Below are 9,363 nucleotides of genomic sequence, written 5' to 3'. Positions count from 1 at the left end.
GTTATAATCAATTAAATAACTTCAAAACATATTAAGTGTTGACTCATTTAATTGAGGTTAAATAAATAACCTAATTTTTTGGAATTGTAGTTTGAAAGTTGCTGCAATCTGTAATACCTTACCTGAAATTTCCATGAAATTAGTTTTAACATCTATTGCAAAATTGAAGCCGATTTGGGTAAAGTGTGTATAGAAATAAAAAACCGTCCTTAAATAAGGACGGTTTGTAGACCCACAGGGATTCGAACCCCAGATGACTGAACCAAAATCAGTAGTGTTACCGCTACACCATGGGTCTGTTTGTTTGAGTGGTGCAAATTTACAATTTTTTTCTTCCCATACAAGGGCTTTCTGAATTTTTTTTTAAATTTACTAGACTTTTTAATGGAGCAGATTATGGTTATAGATTTTAAAAATCTCAATATTAATGAATTAAATCCTGAGACGGAATTTGAAAAAAAAATAAAAAAATTTTTGGAAGAATGGTTTTCAGATTCATTAACGGTAAAAGTTCAGACTTCAGGATCAACAGGGCAGCCAAAAGTTTTTGAAATTGAAAAAAATAAAATGATCAATTCAGCGGTAATGACCTGTAATTTTCTTGGATTAAAGGATGGAGATACAGCATTACTTTGCCTGCCGGTGGAATATATTTCAGGGAAGATGATGATCGTACGTTCCATTGAAAGAAAATTGAAACTTAAAGTGGCTGATTTGTCGCTGAAGCCCATAAAAAATCTGGAAGAAGAAATTGTTTTTTGCGCAATGACTCCGTTGCAGGTTGAAAACTCGTTGGACAAGCTTTCATTAATTAAAAACCTGATCATTGGTGGTGCTGCCGTGTCAGAAAGCCTGAAAAGAAGAATTTCAGGATTACAGACCAGAATCTATGAAACGTATGGAATGTCGGAGACGCTTTCCCATATTGCGTTGAAACAGCTTGCTCCTCAATCCCAGGAGTATTTTACGATTTTTGAAAATGTATCTATTGATACAGATGAAAGAGGCTGTCTGACTATCGTAGCGCCAAATGTGAACACTGAAAAATTACAGACAAATGATCTGGTTGAAATTAAAAATGAAAAGCAGTTTAGGTTTTTAGGAAGAGTAGATAATGTGATTAATTCAGGTGGCGCCAAAATATTTCCGGAAGAGTTGGAAGCAGTGGTAAAAAAAGAAATTCCGAATGAAATTGTTTTTTTAGGGATACAGGATGAAAGTTTGGGACAGAAATTGATAGCCGTAATAGAGGGAGAATCTGCGAAAGAAATTGAAAATATGATTATGAAACTGGATTTTAAAAAGAATTTCCATAAACCCAAAGAGATTATTTTTATTGACCGGATTCCGAGAACGCCTAATGGAAAAATAAGCAGGAGAGAATTGCTCGAACGGATTATCAATACAAACAGATAAAAATAACATTTACAGTGAAAGACTTTTCAAAAGAACTGATTTTTAAAACTTCCCGCAGCAGTGGGGCGGGAGGGCAGAATGTCAATAAGGTGGAAACATCGGTCACTGTGCTTTGGAAAGTGGAAGATTCTGAATTTTTTGATGAAAGACAAAAGCTTTTAATTCAGGAGAAGCTTAAAAACAGAATCAACGCAGAAGGATTTTTATATCTAACTGTATCTGAAAGCAGAACCCAGCTGATGAATAAAAATTCTGCTATTGAGAAGATAACAGAAATCGTTCATACAGCATTAATTATTCCTAAAAAAAGAATAGCAACAAAGCCCTCCAGAGGGCAAAAAGAAAAAAGGCTGGATAACAAAAAGAAAATCTCTGAGAAAAAGGAAAACCGAAAATTTAAATATTAGCATGATATTATTCCTTTTTTTGCCAGTTTTTGTTTTATAATAAGTTATTATGTATCTTAGTACAATTATAACACAAAGTAAATTATCATGGTAACTTCAAACTTCTTATCCGCAAGGCATCGTTTTTCGGGACTGTTGTTATCATTGTTTTATTTACATACTGATTCTTTTTTAAAAAGCTCTAAAGAGTTTATTCAATAAGCCCTGTCGGGATTCAGGACAGGGACCTAGTTAATACAATCTTTACAATTTGATGAATTTTCATAGGAAAAATGGACGAAAAGTCCATGTATTTCTATGCTGAATCATGATAAAGGTTCATCATTTTTTTATTTAAAAAACAATCAGAAATGTCAGAAAATATTACAGTAACTACCGGAATTTACGATGCAATAAAAGAACATCTAAGAAGAAAACAAGTAAGTATAGCAGAAGAAAACAGGCTTGCAGCAGAATTAAAAGGAGCTAAGCAGGTATTAAGAAGGGATCTTCCAGCTGATATAGTAACTGTGGACCGTAAAGTAACGCTGAAGGATCATACTCAGGATTTTGAGCACGAATATATTTTTGTAGCATCTACAAGAGCAAAACCTAAAAAAAACAAACACTCTATCTTATCTGATATTGCACTGGCAGTAGTAGGATATAAAGTAGGAGATGTTGTCGAATGGCCTTTCAAAGATGGAGACAGGAAAATAGAAATTTTGAATGTTGAGGCTTGGCAAGGTTAATTTTTACACGAAGGCTGTTTCATATTGAGACAGCTTTTTTTGTAATCAGCCTCAATATATAATATTCACTTTCAAATTACTCTTACCCAATTTAATATAGTACAAACATCATATCCACATCATTAGATATCATTCTCTATACACGATCATTTCGAGCGTACTGGGAAATCTAACCCCTCTAGCAACCCGCCTTTCATCAATGATGAAGCTGCTCTTCTTTGCCCTCAACCATAAACTTTGTGTTAAAAAAATGACTACTCATAAACCATCCTACAAAAAAATCCCAAGGAAACTTCCTCAGGATTTAATATATTTAAAAATAAACTCTTAAGAATTTTCAAGAATATATTGGAACATCAATGGTGCGCAAATCGTAGCATCACTCTCTACAATATATTTTGGTGTATTGATATCTAGTTTTCCCCAGGTGATTTTCTCATTTGGAACCGCTCCAGAATAAGATCCGTAAGAAGTTGTAGAATCGGAGATCTGGCAGAAATAAGACCAGAAAGGAATATCATGCATTTCAAGATCCTGATACAGCATCGGAACTACACAGATTGGGAAATCTCCTGCAATTCCTCCACCGATCTGGAAGAATCCAACTCCTTTTCCACCGCTGTTTTTAGGATACCAATCTGCAAGATAAGCCAGATATTCGATACCGGATTTCATTGTGGAAGGCTTTAAGTCTCCTTTAATACAGTAAGAAGTAAAGATATTTCCCATAGTGGAATCTTCCCATCCCGGAACTACGATAGGTAAGTTTTTCTCAGCAGCGGCAAGCATCCATGAATTCTCTTTCGGGATTTCGTAGTATTGTTCTAGTACTCCTGATAAAAGCATTTTGTACATGTATTCGTGTGGAAAATAACGCTCACCTTTGTTTTCAGCGTCTTTCCAGATTTCATAAATATGCTTTTGTAACCTTCTGAATGCTTCCTCTTCAGGAATGCATGTATCGGTTACCCTGTTAAGTCCCTTTTCCAATAAATTCCACTCATCCTGTGGAGTAAGGTCTCTGTAATGAGGTACTCTTTCATAATGTGAATGAGCCACTAAATTCATCAAATCTTCTTCAAGGTTCGCTCCTGTACAAGAAATGAACTGCACTTTGTCCTGACGGATCATTTCCGCTAAAATTTTTCCCAATTCTGCAGTGGACATTGCTCCAGCCAAAGTGATCATCATTTTTCCACCTTCTTTAAGGTGAGCTACATAGCCTTTGGAAGCATCTACTAATGAAGCCGCATTAAAATGCAGATAATATTTCTCTATGAATTCAGTAATAGGTTTGTTCATGTTTTTGATTTTTGCAAAGATATGAATTTAAAAGATTGGGCATCGGGTGATCAGCTTTGTTTTTGCCCTCTTCGTAATTGTTTTGTTTAAACATGCTTGCAGGGAAAAAGTAATGAAACTTTTTATTTAACCCTAAGGAGAAATATTAAAATAAAGTTTTACATTTGATGTATGGACGAAATTTTCAAGCAGCAGGTATACGAAATTACCCGGCTTATTCCGAAAGGGCGTGTTTCCAGCTATGGGGCTATAGCAAAAGCAGTAGGCTATCCCAACCATTCCCGACATGTAGGAAAGGCGATGGGCGGTTGCCCCGAAGATGTGCCGGCTCACCGTGTGATTTCCAGCTCCGGAACTTTATCTGTAAAAGAATTCTTACCTAAGCTTGAGGCTGAAGGAATTGTTATTGAAAATTTCAGGATAAAAAATATCAAAAAGCTGTTTTGGGATCCTTTACAGGAGCTTTAAATACGAATTATTTTTTTTCTTTTAAAGCTTTATTTTCCTCTTTCAGCCTTTGTACCTCTTCCCTTAGAATTTTGATATAATTCTGTAGTTCTTCTACAATAGATAAAGGGATGGTCGTATTATTAAAATGGTTGAAATATCCTGAGGAAGAACTGTCATTAAAAACAGGATGGTCATTGTTAACGATAATTTGAGCATCATCATCTTCATAGATATCCTCCATAGGGATTTCTAAAAAAGAAGCGATTTTTTCCCATTCATCTCTGATGATTTTTACATCTCCGCTTTCTTTTCGGCTGTAGTTGGAAACATCAGTGGCAATTACATCAGCGATCTGCTGTTGTGTATATCCTTTCTTTTTTCTGATTGTACGAAGCTTCTCTTTTTGCATGTCTTTTTTTTACAAATATGCAAAAAAAATGTACAACTTACTTGCAATATGTACACAAAATATACAATAAAAATACAATAAATTTTCACTTTTAAGGGAATTAAGTTTTATAGTTTTGGACTGGAACATTAAATAATAAAATGATGAAACAAAAATTATTCGTAGCGGGAATGCTCTCATTCCTGACGGTCTTTCAATCTTGTAATTCAAATGACGACCTACCCCTACAGGACACAGGATTCGGAAATGAATCAATCTCTGAAACTTCTAAACTATCACTTAGAACTTTATCAAGTTATGTAGCTGAACTACTTTCTGATCAAGTTGAGATACAGAATATTCTTGATAGAGAAAAGAATGTAAATCACTCCTTAATCCAGTCTAAAATAAACAGTATTACCACGGAGAAAGAATTGGAAACTCTCTACAGAGATGCGGGAGTTCGGAACATCAAAGGGCTGATAACCTTATACCGTAAAATAGGAGAAAATACAAAAGTATTTGTTGAGGAAAATAAAGAATTTTATTCCCGTTATAATGAGAAAGAGAGGGAAAGCATGCTTATAAAGGAAATTGATAGCCAGCTTGGATATGATGAGCAGGAAGGGGCTTTCTTCAAAAAGGATTGTCATGCTACTTATGTGAAAACATCCAGACGTTGTATGAGGAATTATGCCATATCAATGGCCGGAGTAGCAGCTTCAGGATTGATCAGCTTGGGGGCAGGTACCGTAATTGGAGGGGCGGTAGCTACTACCATGATGATTATCTGTAATTCTGATGCGGAAACAGATTATCACAGCTGTGTAAAAGAAGGGGGATTGCCATAAAGAAAAGAAGTTATGAAATATGTATGTTACCTGCTTTTACTTATTATATTGATAATTCAGGCTTTTGATAAGGATGATCGCCTACTGTTTCTCCAGATTATTTGTCTTATTTTGATTGTAATCTTTGTTTTTTTGGAGTGGAGGAGAAATAAGTAGACAGGACGGCTTGGTTTTACCAGGCCGTTTTTGATTAAAAAGGATCCAACTTTCCTGAGATCTGTCTCTCCAAATCAGAAATCATACCTTCTTTATTTCCGAAGAGTAATTTAAAATAACCTAAGAACGCAAGAATTAAAACCGTTATAAAAATGCTGCACAAGCCTATTGCTATTTGTGGTAAATCCTTTCTTCCTTCATAATATTCCCATAATATCCATCCTAATATACCTATGAAAATTAGTATTGCTGCAGGGACAACAATAAATAAGGTAAGAATAACTAATATTTTAGTAATAAAAGAATAATCTTGCCCTAACGAATACAGAACTGTAAACAGCCATGCTATTCCAAGTATTAAGGCAAAAACACTAAAAATTCCAATGGTTATTCTAGCTGTTTGTAGAGTTTTTACATCGTCTCCTTCTTTATAGGTAATCTTTATCGTTTTTCCTATTTTAGGGGGAGCATCTCTATTATATTTTAATGTCTTTGTAATTAGTTGATTATTTCTGTCCTTAAACTCAATCTGTATGTTGGTGGATTTTTCATCCGAGATCCCAATTTGGCTCACCACTTTGGCTGTATAAATGGGCGTATTGATAGCAGATATTACACCTAGGAATATGGCTGAAAAGCATAAGGAAAATACAAAAACAAGAATTCCACGATAAAGAAAGGTCAGCCAGAAAAAAATACCTTTATCTTCTTCGGAACATCTTCTTCTGTAATTTAATAATAGAAGGATAAGAGTAAATAGAATTGATATGTAAAATAATATGTTCATTATTCTGGTGGTGTAATAAAGTCTTTTTACTTATGATTTATTACTTTTCCTAAGTGATAAGGAAGTAATACTTTTATTTAAAACTATTTTTTGATTAGAAATCCTTATTCTCTTTATTTTTAAAAAGCATTTTTAAATAACCGAAAAAGGCAGGTATTAATACTGTAATGAATATACTGCACATTCCTATAACTGCTATGGGTAAATCTTTTCTTCCTTCGAAATATTCCCATAAAAGCCATCCAAAGACCCCGATAAAAAAAAGCATCCCTGCAGGAAGCACTAGATACAAAAGAAAAGTTAGCCCCATTTTAATGATGAAAGAATAATCTTTGCCCAGTGCATATAATATTGCCCATAGAAGAAGAATTCCTAATATAAAAAGAAAAGTACCGAATATTCCCAAAGTGATTATTTTAGAATCAGCTGTATGGGCTGTGTCTGCTTTATTCTGAAAGTAAATTTTTACTGTCTCCCCCTGCATTAATTGAGTTTCTTCGTTATATTCCAAAATCTTTTGGTTAATCCGATTGTCTTTGTCTTTAAATTCGATTAAAGCAGTGTGTAATTTCTCATTAGGATCCCAAATATGCTGGTCAATAACTTTAGCTGTATAAGATGGACTATTGAGAATATTTATGAAACCAATCAAAATAACTAAGAAACACAGCGAAACAACATAACTGACAATTGCCGGATAAATGTAAGGGATAAGAGAAAAAGGCTCTTTATCTTTTTTCGTGTTTTTATTTGTTCTTAAATGATGCAGATATAAGAGTATAAAAGTGAAAATGAACGGTGCTATTAAAATAAATTTCCCCATTATTTTTTAGTTGGTGTATCTTTTGAAAAATCTTTAATAAAATTAATAGTATCCTGTGTATTAAAAAGGGTATAGATACTTACACCTGTGCAGATAACAATTAATATTAAAATTAGTTTTATGTTCTCAACCGGTAGGAAAGCAGAAAAAAATAAGAAAGGAATAAAAATGATAATGGAAAGCCCAAACGTAAGCATAAGGAATTGTAATCCCTTTTTTATGATGGGAATCTTTCTGAAAATATTATACAGAAGTAAGGTTCCTACTGTAAATACAGGAACAACTATAGCGAGCCCACCAACGAATTTTTCGGTGCTGAAAAACTTCAGAATAATACTTAAATCTATTTCCATATTTATATGTTGAAATCAGGATATACTCTTTCTGCATCGGAAATTTTCAGCATTTCCTTTTTTCTGTAGTTCAGTATTCTTGCAAATATAATATCTGGAAATACGTCTAAACCTATATTATATAAATTAATGGACTCATTGAAATATTCTCTTCTGTCCGCAATGATGTTTTCCAGTTCACTCAGTCTCTTCTGGAGTTCCAGATAGGAACTGCTTGCCTTTAAATCCGGATAGTTTTCTGTAACCATCATAAAAGATTTCATTTTTCCTTCTATATTTTCAGCAATCTTTATTTTGTCATTGCTATTATCTGTGTTGAGATATTGAGTTCTTAACGTTGTTAGCTCTTTGAGAATCGTATTTTCATTAAGAGCAGTAGCTTTTACCGTTTTTATGATATTGGGAATTTCATCAGCTCTTTGTTTCAGTACTACATCTATATTGGCAAAAGCCTTTTCAGTATTGTTTTTTAAAATAACAAGACGGTTGTATATATTGATCAAAAAGGTAAAAAGTCCTACTGTAACGAGGATGATAATTAGAATAGCAATCATTATTGAAAGGGATTAAAAAAATTAAAAATATCATTAAGATGATTAAAAAAAGAAGATTTTCTCAGACTTAAGGATTCAATAATAAGTCTGTTCCCTTCTAGTCTCATGGGAGTGATCAGTATAAAAGCGCAGATGATCCCTATACAGGATATTACCGTTATTGCTTTTAATTTGAGGGGTCTCCATTTATTGGAAAAATTAACGGCATCTAAAGGGGCAATACCAAAAACCTTATTATTCTGATCAAAACGGAAAACAGGTTTTGCTCCTTCATAAAAAGCCTGGCCTATGAGAAGGAACTGTGTATCTTCGCTTAACGTATATTCTGTATAACGGTGACTGGCAAATTCTTCCTGATAAGAAGGCTTTATATTAATCCATTCAAGTTTTTCCGGTATGATTTCTATTTCTCCTGTTGGGTCCTCTATAAGAAAATTATTAAGCTTTTCCTCTCTTTGAATTTCTTTATAGGATGTAGTTTTTTTTCCATCACTATCTGTAGAAGTATAAACTTCATCTATTGTATAAATATAGCAGACACAGCGGGTTTTAGTATATGGGCTGATCACAGCGGTAATAGCTTTTGCTTTTCCTGAAATTTCAGAAAGCCCCATAGCTATACCCTTTATGGTTGATGTCGGAAGAGTTCGCTGATAAAAATAAAACCGGTTTTTATTGCTGGGAAGTATGGTGCCCAGAATTAGTATGAATATAATTAAAAAAAAACTATAAATGCCTAAAGAGAAAAATAACACAAGTACTAAAATACTTAATATGCCACTTCCGAGGATTTTCCAAACAGGAATATTTTTTGTTCTGGCTTCCTTAAAAGATCCGATCCCGTCTTTTATTCCTTCTGAAATAAATAGCAGAATCCCTAAAATAAAAACAGACAAAAATAATCCTATGAAAATGATCCCTGATTGTTTTGGAAAAAGAAAGTAACCAATAAGTATAATCAGTGGGTCCAGCACAAACATCAGCCACTTGGGCTTAAGCTTATTAGTAAGCATGTCACCTAAAATAAGCGTATGAAATAATGCTATTCCCAAGCTGAAAATCAAAAGAAAAGGAAGCATTGTAGGTTCTATTTCAAACATTTGTGAGTTTTTGCAAATTTAAGAATATTTTGATAAGTATAATTG

Annotated in this window: 12 protein-coding genes and 1 tRNA gene; 5 read left to right on the top strand and 8 right to left on the bottom strand. The window is 33.6% G+C overall.

What is annotated here, in order from left to right; genetic code table 11:
• Window positions 1–227 precede the first annotated feature (227 nt).
• Window positions 228–298: transfer RNA gene (locus Q0A18_RS01600), tRNA-Gln, on the bottom strand.
• A gap of 98 nt (window positions 299–396) precedes the next feature.
• Here Q0A18_RS01600 and Q0A18_RS01595 point away from each other — a divergent pair.
• The 3 genes from Q0A18_RS01595 (at window position 397) to Q0A18_RS01585 (ending at window position 2,554) form a co-directional block, all read left to right on the top strand.
• Window positions 397–1,416, top strand: coding sequence for an AMP-binding protein (locus Q0A18_RS01595; protein ID WP_292008417.1), 1,020 nt, complete (start codon window positions 397–399; stop codon window positions 1,414–1,416).
• Between the two features lie 14 nt (window positions 1,417–1,430).
• Window positions 1,431–1,823 carry an alternative ribosome rescue aminoacyl-tRNA hydrolase ArfB gene (gene arfB / locus Q0A18_RS01590; protein WP_292008416.1) on the top strand — a complete coding sequence of 131 codons (393 nt, stop codon included), beginning with the start codon at window positions 1,431–1,433 and terminating at the stop codon, window positions 1,821–1,823.
• Window positions 1,824–2,173: 350 nt separating this feature from the next.
• Complete coding sequence (locus Q0A18_RS01585; protein WP_292008415.1) at window positions 2,174–2,554, top strand: GreA/GreB family elongation factor; 381 nt, start codon at window positions 2,174–2,176, stop codon at window positions 2,552–2,554.
• 327 nt (window positions 2,555–2,881) lie between these two features.
• On the opposite strand, the gene Q0A18_RS01580 is transcribed toward Q0A18_RS01585, so the two are convergent.
• A complete protein-coding gene (locus Q0A18_RS01580; RefSeq protein ID WP_292008414.1) occupies window positions 2,882–3,856 on the bottom strand; it encodes a deoxyhypusine synthase family protein in 975 nt (324 codons plus the stop codon).
• Window positions 3,857–4,027: 171 nt separating this feature from the next.
• Between Q0A18_RS01580 and Q0A18_RS01575 the strand changes: the two genes are divergently transcribed.
• Complete coding sequence (locus Q0A18_RS01575) at window positions 4,028–4,324, top strand: MGMT family protein (RefSeq protein WP_292008413.1); 297 nt, start codon at window positions 4,028–4,030, stop codon at window positions 4,322–4,324.
• 7 nt (window positions 4,325–4,331) lie between these two features.
• Here the strand turns inward: Q0A18_RS01575 and Q0A18_RS01570 are convergent, their stop codons facing one another.
• The gene (locus Q0A18_RS01570; protein WP_292008412.1) at window positions 4,332–4,715 is read right to left on the bottom strand and encodes a helix-turn-helix transcriptional regulator; all 384 of its coding nucleotides are present in this window, start codon (window positions 4,713–4,715) and stop codon (window positions 4,332–4,334) included.
• Window positions 4,716–4,858: 143 nt separating this feature from the next.
• Between Q0A18_RS01570 and Q0A18_RS01565 the strand changes: the two genes are divergently transcribed.
• Window positions 4,859–5,545 carry a hypothetical protein gene (locus Q0A18_RS01565; protein ID WP_292008411.1) on the top strand — a complete coding sequence of 229 codons (687 nt, stop codon included), beginning with the start codon at window positions 4,859–4,861 and terminating at the stop codon, window positions 5,543–5,545.
• A 190-nt stretch (window positions 5,546–5,735) separates the two neighbouring features.
• Here the strand turns inward: Q0A18_RS01565 and Q0A18_RS01560 are convergent, their stop codons facing one another.
• The 5 genes from Q0A18_RS01560 to Q0A18_RS01540 form a co-directional block, all read right to left on the bottom strand.
• Window positions 5,736–6,488 carry a hypothetical protein gene (locus Q0A18_RS01560; RefSeq protein WP_292008410.1) on the bottom strand — a complete coding sequence of 251 codons (753 nt, stop codon included), beginning with the start codon at window positions 6,486–6,488 and terminating at the stop codon, window positions 5,736–5,738.
• 94 nt (window positions 6,489–6,582) lie between these two features.
• Window positions 6,583–7,311, bottom strand: a complete 729-nt coding sequence (locus Q0A18_RS01555; protein WP_292008409.1) for a hypothetical protein — start codon at window positions 7,309–7,311, stop codon at window positions 6,583–6,585.
• Window positions 7,311–7,664 (bottom strand): hypothetical protein, encoded by a 354-nt coding sequence (locus tag Q0A18_RS01550; RefSeq protein ID WP_292008408.1) that lies wholly within the window; start codon window positions 7,662–7,664, stop codon window positions 7,311–7,313. The genes Q0A18_RS01555 and Q0A18_RS01550 overlap by 1 nt, the downstream gene beginning before the upstream one ends.
• A gap of 2 nt (window positions 7,665–7,666) precedes the next feature.
• Entirely contained in the window at window positions 7,667–8,218 is a 552-nt protein-coding gene (locus tag Q0A18_RS01545) for a LemA family protein (RefSeq protein ID WP_292008407.1), read from the bottom strand.
• Window positions 8,218–9,318, bottom strand: a complete 1,101-nt coding sequence (locus tag Q0A18_RS01540; protein ID WP_292008406.1) for a hypothetical protein — start codon at window positions 9,316–9,318, stop codon at window positions 8,218–8,220. The genes Q0A18_RS01545 and Q0A18_RS01540 overlap by 1 nt, the downstream gene beginning before the upstream one ends.
• Window positions 9,319–9,363: the final 45 nt, after the last annotated feature.

This window comes from Chryseobacterium sp., assembly GCF_022712095.1.
GTDB lineage: Bacteria > Bacteroidota > Bacteroidia > Flavobacteriales > Weeksellaceae > Chryseobacterium.
The sequence above is the reverse complement of the archived record's forward strand: the minus strand, read 5'-3'. Positions and strand labels throughout refer to the sequence as shown.